The sequence below is a fragment of the Stenotrophomonas maltophilia genome, assembly GCF_025642255.1.
GTDB classification, from domain to species: Bacteria; Pseudomonadota; Gammaproteobacteria; order Xanthomonadales; family Xanthomonadaceae; genus Stenotrophomonas; species Stenotrophomonas maltophilia_P.
This window is the reverse complement of record NZ_CP106759.1, coordinates 1094782-1112129: the sequence shown is the minus strand read 5'-3', so window position 1 is coordinate 1112129 and position 17348 is coordinate 1094782. Positions and strand designations below refer to the sequence as shown.

The window sequence follows — 17348 nt, the reverse complement described above, 5'->3', positions numbered from 1 at the left end:
TTATGAGAAGAGCTTGACACCAGAAAGGAACACCCCCAACTGCGGATCCATGTACCGCTGCTGCATGTAGCTCAGCCCGGTGGCCGAGTCGCTCACATGCCCCGTATACCCCGGGCCATCCGTGACCTGACCACCGACCACAGCACCGTAAGGCTCGTAGTCATAGCGCTTGGCCACGTTGCCGTTGGCATCGCTCTCGGCCACGACCGAGCCCAGCGCGTCCGTGTGGATGTACGTCACCGTCGTCTGGGCAATTGCGGCTGGCGACACGCCAAGGCCGAGCAGCAGCACGCAGCACAGCCAGGCGCCCAATGCCCCCAGCTTCCGAATTCGATCTTCAAACCCCCTGAAGCGGGTCGACACACCGCCCGCAGTTCCCCCGAACCTGCGCATCCTTCCAATCCCTGAAAGAGCCTTGAAGCAAGGCTGGGTATTCATAGCACAGGAATGACCGGCTGCGGTTGCCACGTCAGGAACTGTGCGAGGAGCCAAGCGCCCGGGAAGCCGGAGGGGCCAGCGGGTCGCGAGGCTCGGAAGCTGCGGGCTGCCAGCCATGGGTTGGCACTGCTGGGAAACTCGCATTCCGCCGGGCATGGCCCGGCGCCACCAGACACAAAAAAGCCCCGACCAGGGCCGGGGCTTTTCATCAAACATGGTGCCGGAAACAGGAGTCGAACCTGCGACCTACGCATCCATCATAGCGAAGGGCTATAGGCCAGTAGCATTGGCTCTATCAGCTTCAAGCCTCCCTCCAGCCGACCTTCGTCCAGTGCTTCTTTGGAGAGCAAGGCGATCTCCAATCCGGCTTCATCCAGCGGTCCAAGTGAAAGCAGCGCCAGCAGGTTCAGTAGATCGAGCCGATCAACATAGCCATTCTCAAACAGCCACCGCACCATGCTCAAGTGTTGCTTGGGCATCTGCCCGGAAAGGACATGATTCCTTGCAATCCACGTTGATGCTCTTGCAAGAGCCCCTACGTCGTGTTGCGAAAGATAGGAAGCAATGTCGGCATCGATAGCCGAGGGCACACTTACTTCGCCCGACCAGTAGCGGTCCAGCAAGCCAGGAGCCAATTCGCTAGCAGATCCGAGAAGCCCTGTCTCCACAATTATGGCCAGAAGCTCGTAGCTATCACCGTTCATGCGCGAAGTCCTGACCGGTCCAATATGGCTATCGGCGAATAGTGAATTTTCATGGGATCTCCTCTGGATTAGATTACGAGAAAATTCCATTTATCAATGCTGCCGACCTACGGGGAGATTACCGGCCAACTTAGGACAGGATGCGAGGCGGTGATTGGATGCGGATCGTCCGCAGCAAACGTGCTCCGCCAGCCTTTGCATCGAAGCCCTCAACCTTGTTCTCCTATCTATACGGGAAACCAGTCAGCCAGTATTTCCCATCAGTGACTGCAGATTTCGGAAGGCCGCGACGCACTCCGGAACACCATCTGACAAGTCGTCGAAGAAGAAGTCTTTGTAGAAAATATCTGGCCAAATAAGAACGTCACCATCGCGAACTTCGATCCGCCAGAAATCCGGAATTGCTCCATCAATTACATCAAATACGCCAATCGGCGCGAAGATAAGATTCCCATAATCATCGACCAGCTGACAGATTAGCGCCCCCGCTCTATACACACTTGAACTACGATGCAAACTGAGCCCATAAACCGTGTACTCTTTTCCACGAGCCACGAACAGTTTCGGCTTCACCTTACCCTCTGCGCCAAGGTCAGCGAGAACGCTCTCCCAATCATCAATAACTTTAACTCGCATGACCTACTTCCCCTCTTCAATCAACTTTGTTTTTGGCTCAACGACTTGTCCGCTCGTCTGATTTCGATATGCGTGGGTAGAAAACTGCTGACCATCTGGCGCCTTATGCGATGAGCTCGACACCTTGGTCCAATCTGATGCCTGCCCTCCATGAACAGCGCTAAGGCGCGGCGAGTCCCGTAATCCGACGCTACCATTACCGCCAGCTATGACCCGCCCTTCGCCTGATATCAGCTCGCCAAGCTGCTGCTCGCTGCCAAGTTGCTTATTCAACCTAACTCCATCCGCTATGTTGTCGGCGCCTTTTATCAGCTTCCCAGCCCCATCCCCTACTACGGGGACAAGCCCAACTCCGGAAACAGGAGTCGAACCTACATTTCATCTCAGTCCCGGGTCTGTCGGTCCAGCGATATTTCCGGTTCCGACCATCCTGTCCAGACTCTCCTCAAATACCTCACCATCTTCAATGTAGAGCTGAACTTCGTGGTCGGATGATAGCCGGATGTCCAGTACCCATACTTGCGGCGCACCAGCAAGCGCATCGCACAGATCACCCGTCGACACCTCTAACGGCCTGTTCACCATCCGCTCTCGAAGATGACCCAAGGTCGCTTTTGACTCCGCTCCCGAAGGGACATCCAAATGCGATAGCAGCCAAATATCATTCGTGCTGAAGTTATCTCTTAACGCCTCAACTACCCTGTCTCCCGTGATTGGGAAGTCCCAAGCGTTTACGGTCATGACTATCCGCCTCCGTTAAGCGGCCGCGCGGGTCCGCGTGAAGGAGTGCCCCCGGTAGCACTCGGCTCATAAGGATGTTCGTGCGGGTTCGTATGACTGCCCGGCCGACCGTGGTCAGTAAAATCAATAGTCTTTACCGGCCTCCCGTGACCGTCGAATTCTCTCGCCTGGTCGTACTTTCCATTTCTACCATCTCGCTGCCCCAGTTGCGTATGCGGGCCAGCCGCATCCGGTTCTGGTGCAGGCTCACCATTGGGCTTAGTGGGTAGTGGTCGGTCGGGGAAACGATTGGGTATTGGCTGCCCGTCTCGCCCCCGCCGCACTGTATCCCGACCTGCGGGACGTTCAGTGGGCCTCGAAGTTGGCCTTCCACTTGGCCCGCTCTCGCGATTCCCCCCGGATGTATCCTCACTGCGCTGGATGTTTCCACCAGGGTTGGGAACCGGGATGGGAAGGATGTAAGGGGCCGGCATCGGGATCGCCTGCCGTCCATCAGGATCAGTGAACTTGTACGGATTCCCGTTGGCATAGCGATACCGATTGAACTGCCCTACCGGCTGCTCATATGCCGTCACCGGATCCACCGACAGGAACACACCCAACTGCGGATCCATGTACCGCTGCTGCATGTAGCTCAGTCCGGTGGCCGAGTCGCTCACATGCCCGGTATACCCCGGGCCATCCGTGACCTGACCACCGACCACAGCACCGTAAGGCTCGTAGTCATAGCGCTTGATCACGTTGCCGTTGGCATCGCTTTCGGCCACAACCGAGCCCAAGGCATCCGTGTGGATGTAAGTGACCGTCGTCTGGGCAATTGCGGCTGGCGACAGGCCAAGGCCGAGCAGCAGCACGCAGCACAGCCAGGCGCCGAATGCCCCCGACTTCCGAAATCGCTCTTCAAATCCCCTGAAGCGGGCCGACACACCGCCTGCAGTTCCCCCGAACCTGCGCATCCTTCCAATCCCTGAAAGAGCCTTGAAGCAAGGCTGGGTATTCATAGCACAGGAATGACCGGCCGCGGTTGCCACGTCAGGAACAGTGCGAGGAGCCAAGCGCTCGGGAAGCCGGAGGGACGAGTAGGCCGCGAGACTCGGAAATTGCGGCTTCCCGCCATGGGTTGGCACTGCTGGGGAACTCGCATTCCGCCGGGCATGGCCCGGCGCTACCAGACACAAAAAAAGCCCCGACCAGTGCCGGGGCTTTTCATCAAACATGGTGCCGGAAACAGGAGTCGAACCTGCGACCTACGCATTACGAACCCAGCCGACTGAACTTGGCGAGCGATCTAAGCAGCTCGCGACTGACCGGATGATCCCGACTCCGGACGAGCGAACCGGCATGGACCGTTGCCGCCGGGACGATGGGGGCGCTCTCGGGGGCTCAGCTGTGAGAACGATGCGCTTGGTGAGGGGGGATGACATTGGGCGGAGCGTCCGCAAATGGCGATAGAACCAACTTAGGACAGGATGCAAGGCGGTGTTTGGATGAGGATCGTCCACAGTGCACAGCCCCGCCCCATGTAGCCGCCAATTAAGTCACTACTTAATTTGAAAACCGATGAAATTCGAACAGACCTTCAGGTTCTACGGCACGCATACCAAAATCACCTCGTATCGATACCCATCACCAACTTCGTACACGTGAGCCTGAAGCACTAGGTCACTCCTCCCCTCTTCTTCTGTGTAAAGATCAACCAGAACATTCCAAAAATCTCCATACCAGATGCAGACGGAAGAGTTCCAGGACTCATCTGGCAGCCTTTTCAAGTGTGCGCCATACGCGCGAATGTTCTCTAGCGCGCTTGCCCACACATCTGGGGCCTGAAGGGTTACCTGCGGTAGCGATGGTTCGCCACCTTGAATCAGAGCATCAACGATGGCTGCGAGCGTGGGCCGCCAAGCTTGCGGCACCGCAGTCTCGTTCTCACCATCTTTAGCTATGGTCGTCTCATTCATTGCTAATCTCTCCCGTGCAATTGCTTGTGGCAGTCCAAACGTACTCAGCAACGGCTTGCCGGGCTTGGTCGCGGGCCTGATCAAGTGTCAGAAGCTCAACGACCCCAAGGTACGACGCTTACCGTGCGCCCAGGTCACGATCCAAGCTTTGTGGCCCGAGGGTTGCACTCGCAGAATCAGGCCGCGAACCTGAGCGTCCCTGAGCTCGTAGGGGCGATCTCGGGGTTCTGCTGTGAGAACGATGCGCTTGGTGAGGGCGGATGACATTGGGCGGAGCGTCCGTAAGTGGCGATAGCGCCAAATTAGGACAGGATGCCAGGCGTTGATTGGATGAGGATCGTCCTCATCTAGGCATCTGCAGGCATCAGAGAAGGCACGACACGCGAGAGAACTTCAACGCAGACATCGTCGGAGAAGACCGCATAATGCGCCATATTTCCCGAAGAATGAACGCCACCGCTCGAATTCTCCAACCACGTCAACAACGATGAGCTGGTTGCACGCATCAGGTTATGCCCGGCCACCACTACGCCTGACTCCCAGTATTCCTGGAGACTTCCCTCCTGAGTAATTCGAACGGCCAAGGGCGTTGCGAAAATCAGAATCCACGCCTTCCTTCCCGTGTTCTCGAACAAATCTATAGCCATAGATCCGTCAATCGAATATCTAACTTCCCCGACATCCCACGAGTGATCCCCGTCCATTCCGTCAGGTCGCCACTCTTCAAAATCTGCAGAACGCTGTCCAATCATGGGTTCTTCCCATATCTAAACTCATCAGTGGTTCGACCGTCCTGGCGCCGAATCTCCAGCGTCGGCCGTCCATCCTTGGAGTAGTTCCTGTCAATCACTCGACTTCCATCCTCCAATTGCCCAACACGAGTTCCGTTTGCCTTTGTGTCGACATCCTTGGGACCCAGCGCGTCAAAATCCTTTGCTTTCTGATCTGATTCGGCTCCTCTATCCCATACCCGGGTGCCTCGGGTAGTGACATTTTCAATAGTCGATTCACCACGTAGTCCAGCTACGCTATCGGGCGCCTGCTTTCCCCCTTCCCCCTCCGTGGAGTCGGTCGGATCAGCCCCTTCACTCCGCTGGATGGAATCAATTGCATTTGAGACTAATCTCCCCCCGTACGCTATCGTCAGAATTGCAGGAAGCGCCAGAGCATCAGCGATGGTGTTCACCTCACCAGAACATCGATTCTCGTTACAAGTGACTGCACGTCCATCCGGATCTGTGAACTTGTACGGATTGCCGTTCGCATACCGATAGCGATTGACCGGAATTCTTCGATGCGGGCATCGGCTATGAGGTTGCCCCACCCCTTCTTGATGTCCGTCACGTCGAAGACCTTGCCCGCACGGCGCTCGCCCGCTTGTCTAGCCCAACGCTGCAGGACTTCCATGGCTTCGACGTTTAGCGGGATGTGACGCTGCCTACCGGACTTGGCGTTCTCGGCTCGAATGGTCAGCATCTTGGCTTCCCAGTTGATGTCCGCCCATGTCATCGATAGCAGTTCACCCCGCCGCATGCCGGTATTGATGGCTGTAAGGACCACCGGAGTCAGGTGATCGACATAGCCGTCCATCGGCAAGTCAGGCAGAACCGCTTGCCGGTACTTACGTCGGGCCGCATTCGCGTTCGCCCTCCCCTCAACCCCAGCTAGATCGCGCGCTGCCAGCGAGGCCCGGAGCATCGCCTCCTCATCAGGGGACAGGAACCGAACCACCTTGCGGCTAGCTGCTGATCGCTGACGCATGCCCATGAGGGGGTTAGTCTCGATCAGCTTCCACTCAACGGCCCGAGACAAGGCAGACCGCAGGCAAGCAAAGTCGCGCGCTGCGGTAGCCTTGGTGACTGCATCGGGGCCAGTGACACGACCGCGCCACCATCGCTCCATTGTGGGCACGTCAATTTCGATGATCTGACGACGCAGCAGCCACGGGAACACTGATCGGATGCGGTCCGGGTACTGACGACCACCCTTGAGCTCAGCTATCGCCCAAGGCTCGAAATGCTCGTTGAGCAGTGTTTCGAGCGTGCAGCTAGTGGGCTTGGACTTTGCGAGTGCCGGCAATCCGGACTGAACGTATTCAGCGACCGCTTGCCGGGCTTGGTCGCGGGCCTGGTCGAGCGTCAAGTGCTCGACCGAACCTAAGGTACGACGTTTACCGTGCGCCCAGGTCACGATCCAAGCCTTATGCCCTGAAGGCTGCACACGCAGGATCAGGCCGCGAACCTGAGCGTCCCTGACCTCGCAGGGGCGATCCCGGGGTTCAGCCCTGAGAACGATGCGTTTGGTGAGGGCGGATGACATCGGGCGGGTTGTCCGTGAGTGGCGATAGAGCCAACTTAGGACAGGATGCGAGGGGATGTTTGGATGAGGATCGTCCGCTGACGATGCCTAATGTCTGCGACGACAGAGCACAAACTTGCTCCGAACACTGAACGAAAAAACCTACTGCCCTACGCCGTCGGTTCGCGCATCCTGACTGTCGACGCGGGGACCCTCGGCGAAGTTCAAAAACTGAAGCACGATCTCCTCCAGGTTGAGCACTCCACCGCAAGCGATATAGCGCCCATCCGAAATCTCGGACTGAATCCAATCTACTTCCGAACGATCAATGCGCGTTCTGGGCAGCGAATATTCACTCAACTCCGTGTCAACCAGGTCGACAGTGAGAATCCACCCTGGGTTATCCAAAGTGTCTATCTTGATACCGTAGGAATGCTCCCAATCTTCGTCACAGTGATTCGAGTACCATTTTTGCAAAAGCGCAATCGCAGTGTCCATAAATAATCTCAGTTCCGCTTTGGCAGCTCTTCTGGGAGCGCCGGACGCACCCCCTTTTGCCCTGCCTCTTTCACATGAGGTGTGGCAATGATGGATCCATCAGGATTGGTATGAGCCTTTCCGGTTACGTCGACACGCTTTACCTCTTGGAAGCCGGACGGATTGTTCGGATTTGGCTGGTAAGTGGCAGTATTGCTGATATTGCCATCCTCACCACGCTTTAGGACAGAGTGTGCGCCCTCTGCATTGGCGTCCGGTCGCAATTTGTTTGTGTTCCGGCCAGATGGCGCGCCAACTGTAACAGTCCCAGTCCGGGGTGGCTGCATACGCAGGGGCGGCGCTCGAATGCCACCAGCATGGGACTGCCCGCCCTTGACGATACCGGAACCAATGGCATAGCCAGTTTGCTCAGCCCAATTGGCATGCAACGGAAATCCGTGCTCGTATCGGGAGGCGTTAAGTGTTCCGTTCTCAAAGCCGGTCTGGAAGTCACTCCAACTCTGCCTCCCGTCCGGATCAGTGAACTTGTACGGATTGCCGTTTGCATACCGATATCGATTGAACTGCCCCACCGGCTGTTCATAGGCCGTCACCGGATCCACCGACAGGAACACACCCAACTGCGGATCCATGTACCGCTGCTGCATGTAGCTCAGCCCGGTGGCCGAGTCGCTCACATGCCCGGTATACCCCGGGCCATCCGTGACCTGACCACCGACCACAGCACCGTAAGGCTCGTAGTCATAGCGCTTGATCACGTTGCCGTTGGCATCGCTCTCGGCCACGACCGAGCCCAGCGCGTCCGTGTGGATGTACGTCACCGTCGTCTGGGCAATTGCGGCTGGCGACACGCCAAGGCCGAGCAGCAGCACGCAGCACAGCCAGGCGCCCAATGCCCCCAGCTTCCGAATTCGATCTTCAAACCCCCTGAAGCGGGTCGACACACCGCCCGCAGTTCCCCCGAACCTGCGCATCCTTCCAATCCCTGAAAGAGCCTTGAAGCAAGGCTGGGTATTCATAGCACAGGAATGACCGGCTGCGGTTGCCACGTCAGGAACTGTGCGAGGAGCTAAGCGCCTGGGAAGCCGGAGGGGCCAGCGGGTCGCGAGGCTCGGAAGCTGCGGGCTGCCCGCCATGGGGCTGGCACTGCTGGGGAACTCGTATTCCGCCGGGCATGGCCCGGCGCCACCAGACACAAAAAAGCCCCGACCAGGGCCGGGGCTTTTCATCAAACATGGTGCCGGAAACAGGAGTCGAACCTGCGACCTACGCATTACGAATGCGCCGCTCTACCAACTGAGCTATTCCGGCCGAGCACGCGATTTTACGGGCTCCCCTGCCCGGTGGTCAATCCACCCTCGGTCAGCCTGCCTCCACCCGGTTCGCGCATGCCCGCCCGGCTGCGAAATCCGCCAGGTTGCCCAGCGTGATCGCCGAGATCTCCTGCAGGGCCTCCACGGTGAAGAAGCCCTGATGGCCGGTCACCAGTACGTTGGGGAAGGTCATCAGGCGCTGGAATGCTTCATCGTCGATGATTTCCCCGGAGAGATCCTGGAAGAACAGCGCGCTTTCCTGCTCGTAGACATCAATTGCCAGGTGGCCCAGCCGGCGTGATTTCAGCGCGCGGATGACCGCATGGGTATCGACCAGACCGCCACGCGAGGTGTTGACCAGCATGGCACCCGCTTTCATCTGCGCCAGCGACGCATCGTTGATCAGGTGATGGGTGTCCGCCGTCAATGGGCAGTGCAGCGACACGATGTCGGCGCGGGACAACAGCTCGGCCAGAGCCACGTTTTCTCCCAGCCCGACGAAGGATGCCGATGGACAGGGATCATGGCCCAGCACCGTGCAGCCCAGGCCCTTGAAGATGCGCGCCGTCGCCAGACCGATCTTGCCGGTGCCGACGATGCCGACGGTGCGGCCATGCAGGGTGTGCCCAAGCAGGCCATCGAGCATGAAGTTGCCTTCGCGCACGCGGTTGTAGGCGCGATGTGTCTGCCGGTTGAGGGTCATCACCAGGGCCAGTGCATGCTCGGCGACGGCCTCAGGTGAGTAGGCCGGCACGCGCGCGACGAACAGGCCCAGCGACGTCGCAGCGGCGAGATCGACGTTGTTGAAGCCGGCGCACCGCAGCAGCACGGCGCGCACGCCCTGAGCGTGCAGGGCCTGCAGCACAGGGGCATCAAGACGATCATTGACGAACACGCAGACGGCGTCGCAGCCCTGTGCCAGCGTGGCGGTATGCAGGTCGAGCGCGGCATCGAAGTAGACGAACGCGAAATCCTGTTCTGCGGCGCCGCGTTGATTGGCCTCGTCAAGAAAGCGGCGATCATAGGGCCGGGCGCTGAAGACTGCGATCTGCATGGAGGGGCCTGGGTGGAATTCCATGCCGAACCATACCGCAGCAGCGTGCGTCCTGGGATGGCACCGGCGATGCGGGCATCGCCGGTGCCGCCGGCCACTCAGAACCGGTAACCCAGGCCCAGCTGCACACCATTCTGCAGCTGGCCGTCGCGGCGCTCGCCCACATAGTCGACCATCACCGACAGGCGCTCGCTGGCCCGGCTGGTCACACCCAGGTTCCAGCTCAGCACCTGTTCGCCCACCGTCTGGCTGTTGCTGCCGAACACCAGATCCGGCGCCGCCGCAAAGCCGGTGCTGTAGCGGGCCTGCGTATCCCCCAGCTCCTTCTGCCACACCACCCGCGCCCGCGGGGTGATGCGCTCGCCGTTGTTGCCCTCGAAGGTCTTGAACAGCTGCAGGCCCGCACCGACCCGGATGCTCTCCAGGCTGCCGCCACGCCCGGCCAGCGCCGCCACGCCCTGCCCTTCGTTGAACCGCGTCGCGGAGGTGCGCGCGTAGTCCACCACCGGCAGCAGCGGCTGGATCACCACGCCCTTGCCGCGGGTGAAGGAGAACGCATGTTCCACCCGCGCAGAGATCGCATCGTTGCTGTACTTCGCACGCAGCGGATCCTGCAGGCCCTCGATGCCGGCGATGCTGCGCCGGGTGTCGTGGCGCAGGTCGGTGTAGCGCACCGCCGCGGACAGATAACCGCGCGCGTAGATCGCGTCCAGATAACCGCCCACATCCAGCGCACGCACGTCGCCGGTGAAGCGGGAGGCGCCACGGGCCTTGGTCGACATGTCCGCGGCCGCCACGCTCACGCCCAGGCCGACACGGTCATCGGCCAGGCGCGCATCGGCACCGACCACGATGCCGCCCACGGTATGGCTCATCCCGGCCACGCCGGCATCGGCATCGATGCGGCCATGGCTGGCGAAGCCACGTGCCCACAGACCGTGGCCACGCTGGCCATCACCGCTGGCCCCCGCACCTGCTGCCGTCGGCTCGACCAGATGCATTGCCAGCTGGTTGAACAGGGTGCCATGGCGCATGCCCGGCTGTGCCGACATCGACTGCGCGACCTGCGCGGCCAGGCCATCGGCATCGCCGCCGGCACTGCGCATCGCCGCCTGATGCTGCTGGACCACGTTGCCGATGCTGCCCAGCAGGGCGTTGTCAGCCAGGCGCAGGGTGGCATGCGCATCGCCACGCAGCGCACCGGCCTGCTGCGCGACCACGTCGCGGTCGGCAAACTGCAATGCGCCCAGCAGCGGCTTCAGGCCACTGTCCTGGCGATCGGATGCAGCTCCCAGCACACGCCCCAGGTCATCACCGGACGGGCCGTTGGCGAACAGATCCCACTGGTCGAAGCCCGGGTTGGCGGTCAGCCACAGACCGTCGGCCGTCTGCCTGACATTGAAACTCAACAGCGAGTTGTGGCGCGGACGGAACACCTCACCGCCGCTGATGCTGGCGCGGTAGCCAGTGTCGCCCAGCCGCACGACCTCCTGGAAGCCATCCTGGTAGATCGGGCCTTCAACCAGATCGCGACGGAAGTCCTTGCTGTAATAGCCCTGCGCCACGTTCAGTTCAAGGAAGGCGCCCTTGGAGATCACCAGCGCGCCATCGAGCACTTTGTTGGTGGACGGGTCGAAGAAATTACCCACGCGCACGCGACCACCGGCACTGCCGCCGCTCTCGGTCACGTCGAACAGCACTTTGCCGCCGGGCATGATGTTGACGTAGCCATGGGTGACCAGATCACCTCCGCGCGGCATCAGCGTGCCGAACACGCGCAGGCGGTTGAAGCCATCCTCGCGCCAGGACGGGCCGGTGCCACCCAGCAATGCAGTGCTGTCCATCGCGGTGCCCGCCACGTCGCCGTGGCCGACCAGCATGCCCGCACCGAGCACACGCACTTCCGGGGCACGCAGGGCGCCACCTTCCAGGGCGATGGTGCCATTGTCGACCAGCATGAAGTCCGCACCGGTGGTTGCGGACGAGCGCCAGACAGCGCCATTGGCAATCCGGATCACGCCCATCGAATCGTCCAGCGTGGACGCGTCCAGATCGCCCAGCCGAAGCTTGGACAGCAGCAGGGCCTGCACGCCGGGATCGCTCAGATAATCCTGCACCGAACCAGCGCCGATGCCCTGCGGACCCGTGCTGGAAAGGTTGTAGATGGTCAGTGCGTAGGAAAAGTACGCCGACGGCCGGTCGGTGCTCCAGCGCGCGAAGTCATCATCGACGAAGGTCTGCAGCTGGCGTCCCGACCGCAGGTAGCCCGGATTGATGTCACCGGTGACGTCCGCAGTGACATTCAACTTATCGCCCGGATCACGATAGCCGGTTGCGGTGATGATCCGGTTGCTGTGAATGTCCTGCCCAGGGAACGACTCCAGCGCGCTGCCGCTGCCATCCGGATCGAACGTGACCGACGTACCGGGGGTGCGCGCAGGATCGCGGAACACCAGCAGGCCGTTGGGCTTGACCACTTCGTACATCGCCTTGTGCAGCAGCCCAGCATCCATGCCGCCGCCATAGTTGCCGGTGTAGATCTGGGTCATGCGCGGCGACGGCTCGTAGATCACATTGCTGCCGTTGTTGGCCGCATGGATCTCCACCGAATCGACAATCGGCAGATCGCCGGCAAGATAGCGCTCCACGCCCCCGGACTGCATGATCGAGCAGGACGAGATGCAGTGGCCCGATACGATGGTGTTCAGGCCGGACGTGCGGATCACCCCCTGCAGCCACTCGCCGGCGATCAGCGCGCCACCGTTGGAGGTACGCAGCACCACCTCCCGGATCGGCCGCCCCTCGGCCTGCGCCTTGGCCAGCAGCGCCGGCAGCGAAACGACGTCGGCGAAGGTGACGCCACCGCTGAGGAAGATGCGGTCTCCCTGCACGTGATAGTTCATTGCCATGGCGTCATCAGCCTTGACCATGACGCCAACACCAATCAGGCCGGCCAGGGCCAGACTCAACTTGGACTGCTTCATACCGTTCTCTCTCCCCCCGCAACACGCGGACGGGAAGCTAAACGTCAGAGCGGGAGGCCCTCCCCCGCTGCATGCCATGGAAAATAATGAACGGATTCAGATCAAGTTGGCAGTCAAAACTGTGGCTGAGTTAGCGCTCTTGAACGCTTTTACAGGAGAAATACAGCCTCCGGCAAAGTTAAAAACGCAGAAAGGGCGGTAACACCCCCAGTGGCCATCCGAGTGAAAGGTGAACGAATTCATGATCGACACGTGCAGGCCGGCGGCTCTTCCCCATCCGGTCATCGTCGCGTAAAACTCGGTGACGCCCCCCCCCTCATCGTTGCCCGAGGCCAGCCCTGTCCGCTTCGTCCCCCCTGATCCATCGCGCACCGGATCCGCCTGGGCCTCCGGACGCCTTCATCACGTTCGTAAGGGAAGAGCGCGCGCCGTTGTGCACTTTCCTGCGTACCCGTGGGGTGGGCCCGGAGGATGCGGAGGACATCGCCCAGGACTGCATGGAACGGTTGATCCGCTATCGCGCGCACGGCACCGAGGAACTGCGCCTGCTGCTGTATCGTATCGCCCGCAACCGCCTGGCAGACCGCGGCCGCTCGCCGCAGGCGAGACCGCATCTGTCGCTGGCCGAGCGCGATGGCAGCGACGAGCCCTCCAGCACGTCAGCCGACCCGCTGCGCCAGGCCGAATCCGGGCAGATGCTCGCCCTGCTCCGGCAGGCCCTGTTCAAACTGCCGGAGCGCGCGCGCGAGGTGTACCTGCTCAACCGGATCACCGGGATGAGCTACACGCAGATCGCGCAGCACTGTGGCATCACCGCCAAGACCGTGGAAAAACACATCGCCCGTGCACTGCAGGGCCTGCGCCAGGAGCTGGGGCCACACCCGCTGCACAACGACAGGGACAACGAATGATCAGCACCCGGCACACGGAAGAGGCGGGAGTGTTCGAGCGCGCCAGCGCCTGGGTGGCGCGCCTGGAGGCACACGACTGCACGCCCGAGGAACGCGAGCGCTTCGAAGACTGGCTGGCGGAGGACACCCGCCACGTCAAGGCGTGGGTACAGGCCGAAACGCTCTATCAGCAGAGTGCGGGCCTGGCCCAGGATCCCTGGCTGCGCACGGCGGCGGCGCGCGCCGCGCATCCGGCCCGGCGCCGCTGGCTGCCCGGCGTCGCTGCTGCGGCGGCGCTCTGTCTGGCCATCGGCATGGGCTGGATGGTCGCCACCGATGGCAATCCCACGCCCCGCATCTATGCCAACGACAGCCTTGCTCCCCGCCAACAGACGCTGGCCGATGGCAGTTCCGCCATCCTGGACGCAGGGACCACGATGACCGTGCGCATGGGCTGGCGCCATCGGGAACTGGTCCTGGAGCAGGGTCGGCTGCAACTGCAGGTGGCACCGTCGCGCAAGGCCCTGCGCGTGCAGGCAGGCAACAGTTCGATCCGCGATATCGGAACCACCTTCCAGGTGGAGCGCCTGCGCGACGGCCATGTCGAGGTCGCCCTGCTGGAAGGCGCAGTGGAGGTCACCAGCGGCAGCGCGCAGCACACGCTGGCCCCGGGCCAGCAGCTGCAGGTACTGCCCTCCGGGCGGATCCAGCCGGGCCCTGCGCTCGCCTCGACCGAAGCGGCTGAGGCCTGGCTGCAGGGACGGCTGGTGTTCGATGCCACTCCCCTGGCGACCGTGGTCGAACGCATGAACCGCTACGGCCGCACGCAGATGGTGATCGCCGATCCGGAGATCGCCAATCTTGCGGTCAGCGGCACCTTCCGTGCAGGCGACGCAGAGGAACTGCTGTCTGCGCTGGAGCTGGGATGGTCGGTTGCCGGCCAGGCGCGTCCGGATGGCGCGCTGGAACTGCGGCGTACCTACTGAGGAGAAAGGCGGTGATGGCAGGACCGGGCGCGCTGCAGTGGGGGCTGCTCCGGGGGCTGCTGTGGGTCATGTTCGGCGCTGCCAGCGCCGCGCCGGCCCACGCCGGCCAGCAACCCGCCAATGTCGACTACCACATCGCACCCGGCCCGCTGGCACCGGCACTGCAGCAATGGGCACGCCAGAGCGGCATCGCCCTGGTATTCGACGCCCGCGAGCTGACGGGCCTGCACACCCCCGGCGCCGACGGCCGACAGGCACCGGCGATCGCTCTCAAGCAGCTGGTCTCCGGGATGCCGGTGAACATCCTGCGCACGCCCTCGGGGGCGTTCGTCATCCGCCGCGTCGCTGCTTCTGCCGCGCCCCCTGCACGTGCCCCGGCCGTGACGTCGCCCAAGCCGCCGCCGCCCGTCGCACTGGCCCCCGCGCAGGTGGAACTGGCACCGGTACACGTCACCGGCAGCCGCCTGCCGCGCACCTCCGTGCAGACGACGCTGCCGATGACGATCATCGATCGCGAAGACATCCTGCGCAGTGGTTACGGCAGCCTGTTCGACCTGTTGCGACACCTTCCCGGCATGAACGGCCACCCGGCGATGACCACGTCGCGCGGCGGCGATTCGCAGTATCTGCCGGTGGGCGCTGCAGCCACCACCAGCCTGGATGGCATGGGGCCGCGTGCGACCCTGTTCCTGGTCAACGGCCGGCGGCTGCCACGCTATCCGATGGTGTCGCTGGAACAGGGCGGGCTCACCGATCTGGGCGGCATTCCCCTGAGTTTCATCGAACGCATCGAGCTGGTGCGCGGAGGCGCGTCGGCCATCTATGGTGCCGACGCGATGTCCGGCGTGGTCAACATCATCCTGCGCGAACAGGCCGAAGGCCCGGAGGCGACGGTGCAATCGGGCATCAGCAGCCGCGGCGACGCGCAGCAGAATCGCCTGCAGATCGCCAACGGCGGCGTACGCGAAGGTGGGGACCGCTGGTTCGCCGGCCTGGACCTGCATCGCATCGAGCACGTGGCCGGCGATCGCCGTGCGTGGCATGCGGAAACGTCGTTGTATCCGATCGGCGCGTTCTACGACGGCGCGTACATCCCCGCCGAACTCTGCGAAGGTCCCTTGATGCAGCGTGAGGATGGCTGCTGGTTCGACAGCGCGCGGCCGCGCTCGCTGCAGCCCGCGTCGGATACTGCCTCGGCCTACCTGCGTTACCGGCACGAGCGTGGCGAAGGACGCTACGCCTATCTGGAAGCACGTGGCAGTCACAATCGGCAGCGTTTCGACCTGGGGCCGACCGCCGTTGCCATCGGCCTGTACGGCATCACGTTCAACAGCGTGCTGCGCGAGGCCGGAAGCGTGCGCCCGCACGTGCGCGCCAGCGATGCCGACATCACCCTGGGTATCGGTCGCGAGCAGCAGTCACGCAGCTGGGATGCGGGCATCAGCGCGCAACGCAGCCAGGTCACCCTGGTCACGCCGGGCACCGTGCGCACCGAACCGCTGCTGCACGCCGCCGAGACACTGGACTACCTTCCCGGCTTTACCTCGCTGCGTGCGGACAAAGCGCAACAGCTGTTCCCGTCGATCCGCAATCGTGGACGCACTGACCAGTGGCAGGGCTGGTGGGGCATGCAGCGGCAACTGATGCAGTTGCCTGGAGGGCCGGCCCAGCTGGCCACCGGCGTCGATCTGCGCTACGAAGCATGGGCCTCGTTACCCGATCCGTTGTTGATCCAGGGCGATCTGGCACTGGGCCTGCCCCAGCAGCAGCGACGCCTGTCACGTCGCAGCGGAGCCACCTATGCCGAGGTCGGCCTGCCGCTCAGCCGCTCGCTGCGCATGGACGTGGCCGCACGCTGGGACCGCGATGGCGATTACCTGGCGTTCTCGCCACGCGCGGGACTGCGTTGGAGTCCAACGCCCCACTGGTCGTTCCTGCTGACCAGCGGACAAGGCTACCGTGCGCCCAGCCTGTTCGAGCAGCGACGCCCCCCTGGCTACTTCGGCCTGGTCGCGCTGCCGGCCTCGCCGGGCCTGCCGCCCTGCGCACAGCCCGCGATCGACGGCAGCTGCCTGGTCAACGTGGAGGTCGCCGAGAACGACGCGCTGAAGGCGGAGCGTTCACGCAGCCATTCGCTGGCAGCCACGTGGACGCCCAACGACGTGTTCTCGCTGTCACTGACCCACAACATCGTCGAGCTGCGCAACGAGATCCTTGCCCTGCGGCCCACCGACGCGGCATGGAACCGCAGCACGTGGGAGCTGGATGACGAAGGGCGGCTGAGCAGTCTTCGCCTGTCATTCGACAACATCGGCCGCACGACGTCGCGCAATTGGGTAATGCGCGGCGAATACCGCGTCGACACCGATGACACCGGCCAGTGGCTTTTCTCACTGGACGCGCTGAAACAGCAGGCGCTGCGCCGCGAACGAGGGCAGGATGGCAGCGTGGATCTTCGCGGCCATGCCACGCCGGCAATGGCCGCGATCCTCACCGTGCAATGGCAGAACACGGCATGGGACGTGGCATTGCGCGGCAACCAGGTGGGACGCACGCGCGCCTGGCTGCCCGGTGCGGAATGCCCCGATGACCAGCGCGAGATGAACCATTGCATGAATCCACGGCAGCTGCGCTGGAACCTGCACATGGCGCGCAGGTTGGGGCCGCGGGTGATCGCCGCGCTGGACGTGCACAACGTGCTTGACCGGCAGCCGGTGAACTATCTGGTCGGCAACGGCGGACAGTTGCCGGGTTTGGATGATCCGCTGGGCCGCTATTTCCTGCTGACCCTGCAGTTCCGTTGAGGCCGCTGGCATCCACACGCGGGTGACACGGGCGGCACGCTAGG

Annotated in this window: 13 protein-coding genes and 1 tRNA gene; 3 read left to right on the top strand and 11 right to left on the bottom strand. The window is 62.4% G+C overall.

Annotation, left to right across the window (positions count from 1 at the left end; translation table 11 throughout):
* From N8888_RS05205 to N8888_RS05155, 11 genes are all read right to left on the bottom strand, one after another.
* Complete coding sequence (locus tag N8888_RS05205; protein ID WP_317629482.1) at positions 1-363, bottom strand: RHS repeat-associated core domain-containing protein; 363 nt, start codon at positions 361-363, stop codon at positions 1-3.
* A 332-nt stretch (positions 364-695) separates the two neighbouring features.
* Positions 696-1142: a hypothetical protein gene (locus N8888_RS05200; protein ID WP_263177819.1), complete on the bottom strand. Its 447-nt coding sequence runs from the start codon at positions 1140-1142 to the stop codon at positions 696-698.
* A 243-nt stretch (positions 1143-1385) separates the two neighbouring features.
* On the bottom strand, positions 1386-1778 hold the full coding sequence (locus tag N8888_RS05195; RefSeq protein ID WP_154582419.1) for a hypothetical protein: 393 nt from the start codon (positions 1776-1778) through the stop codon (positions 1386-1388).
* A 743-nt stretch (positions 1779-2521) separates the two neighbouring features.
* Positions 2522-3475, bottom strand: coding sequence for an RHS repeat-associated core domain-containing protein (locus N8888_RS18760; RefSeq protein WP_317629488.1), 954 nt, complete (start codon positions 3473-3475; stop codon positions 2522-2524).
* Positions 3476-4105: 630 nt separating this feature from the next.
* The gene (locus N8888_RS05185) at positions 4106-4477 is read right to left on the bottom strand and encodes a DUF7668 domain-containing protein (RefSeq protein WP_253120517.1); all 372 of its coding nucleotides are present in this window, start codon (positions 4475-4477) and stop codon (positions 4106-4108) included.
* Positions 4478-5659: 1182 nt separating this feature from the next.
* The gene (locus N8888_RS05180; protein WP_263177818.1) at positions 5660-6796 is read right to left on the bottom strand and encodes a site-specific integrase; all 1137 of its coding nucleotides are present in this window, start codon (positions 6794-6796) and stop codon (positions 5660-5662) included.
* Between the two features lie 141 nt (positions 6797-6937).
* On the bottom strand, positions 6938-7273 hold the full coding sequence (locus tag N8888_RS05175) for an immunity 53 family protein (protein ID WP_053520415.1): 336 nt from the start codon (positions 7271-7273) through the stop codon (positions 6938-6940).
* An 8-nt stretch (positions 7274-7281) separates the two neighbouring features.
* Entirely contained in the window at positions 7282-8292 is a 1011-nt protein-coding gene (locus N8888_RS05170; protein ID WP_430542966.1) for an RHS repeat-associated core domain-containing protein, read from the bottom strand.
* A 216-nt stretch (positions 8293-8508) separates the two neighbouring features.
* Positions 8509-8584: transfer RNA gene (locus N8888_RS05165), tRNA-Thr, on the bottom strand.
* A gap of 51 nt (positions 8585-8635) precedes the next feature.
* Positions 8636-9640, bottom strand: a complete 1005-nt coding sequence (locus N8888_RS05160; protein WP_263177817.1) for a 2-hydroxyacid dehydrogenase — start codon at positions 9638-9640, stop codon at positions 8636-8638.
* A 98-nt stretch (positions 9641-9738) separates the two neighbouring features.
* Entirely contained in the window at positions 9739-12624 is a 2886-nt protein-coding gene (locus tag N8888_RS05155; protein WP_263177816.1) for an autotransporter outer membrane beta-barrel domain-containing protein, read from the bottom strand.
* Positions 12625-13055: 431 nt separating this feature from the next.
* Here N8888_RS05155 and N8888_RS05150 point away from each other — a divergent pair, with 431 nt between their 5' ends.
* Genes N8888_RS05150 through N8888_RS05140 form a run of 3 tightly spaced genes read left to right on the top strand, consistent with a single transcriptional unit; the run spans position 13056 to position 17304 of the window.
* Positions 13056-13535 carry an RNA polymerase sigma factor gene (locus N8888_RS05150; protein ID WP_229765781.1) on the top strand — a complete coding sequence of 160 codons (480 nt, stop codon included), beginning with the start codon at positions 13056-13058 and terminating at the stop codon, positions 13533-13535.
* The gene (locus N8888_RS05145; protein WP_263177815.1) at positions 13532-14500 is read left to right on the top strand and encodes a FecR family protein; all 969 of its coding nucleotides are present in this window, start codon (positions 13532-13534) and stop codon (positions 14498-14500) included. The genes N8888_RS05150 and N8888_RS05145 overlap by 4 nt, the downstream gene beginning before the upstream one ends.
* Positions 14501-14514: 14 nt before the next feature.
* Complete coding sequence (locus tag N8888_RS05140; protein WP_263177814.1) at positions 14515-17304, top strand: TonB-dependent receptor plug domain-containing protein; 2790 nt, start codon at positions 14515-14517, stop codon at positions 17302-17304.
* Positions 17305-17348: the final 44 nt, after the last annotated feature.

Bases quoted from the DNA above. Each gene is read 5' to 3' on its own strand.
- N8888_RS05200 (WP_263177819.1), bottom strand. From the start codon at position 1,142: ATGAACGGTGATAGCTACGAGCTTCTGGCCATAATTGTGGAGACAGGG.
- N8888_RS05195 (WP_154582419.1), bottom strand. From the start codon at position 1,778: ATGCGAGTTAAAGTTATTGATGATTGGGAGAGCGTTCTCGCTGACCTT.
- N8888_RS18760 (WP_317629488.1), bottom strand. From the start codon at position 3,475: ATGCGCAGGTTCGGGGGAACTGCAGGCGGTGTGTCGGCCCGCTTCAGG.
- N8888_RS05185 (WP_253120517.1), bottom strand. From the start codon at position 4,477: ATGAATGAGACGACCATAGCTAAAGATGGTGAGAACGAGACTGCGGTG.
- N8888_RS05180 (WP_263177818.1), bottom strand. From the start codon at position 6,796: ATGTCATCCGCCCTCACCAAACGCATCGTTCTCAGGGCTGAACCCCGG.
- N8888_RS05175 (WP_053520415.1), bottom strand. From the start codon at position 7,273: ATGGACACTGCGATTGCGCTTTTGCAAAAATGGTACTCGAATCACTGT.
- N8888_RS05170 (WP_430542966.1), bottom strand. From the start codon at position 8,292: ATGAATACCCAGCCTTGCTTCAAGGCTCTTTCAGGGATTGGAAGGATG.
- N8888_RS05160 (WP_263177817.1), bottom strand. From the start codon at position 9,640: ATGCAGATCGCAGTCTTCAGCGCCCGGCCCTATGATCGCCGCTTTCTT.
- N8888_RS05155 (WP_263177816.1), bottom strand. From the start codon at position 12,624: ATGAAGCAGTCCAAGTTGAGTCTGGCCCTGGCCGGCCTGATTGGTGTT.
- N8888_RS05145 (WP_263177815.1), top strand. From the start codon at position 13,532: ATGATCAGCACCCGGCACACGGAAGAGGCGGGAGTGTTCGAGCGCGCC.
- N8888_RS05140 (WP_263177814.1), top strand. From the start codon at position 14,515: ATGGCAGGACCGGGCGCGCTGCAGTGGGGGCTGCTCCGGGGGCTGCTG.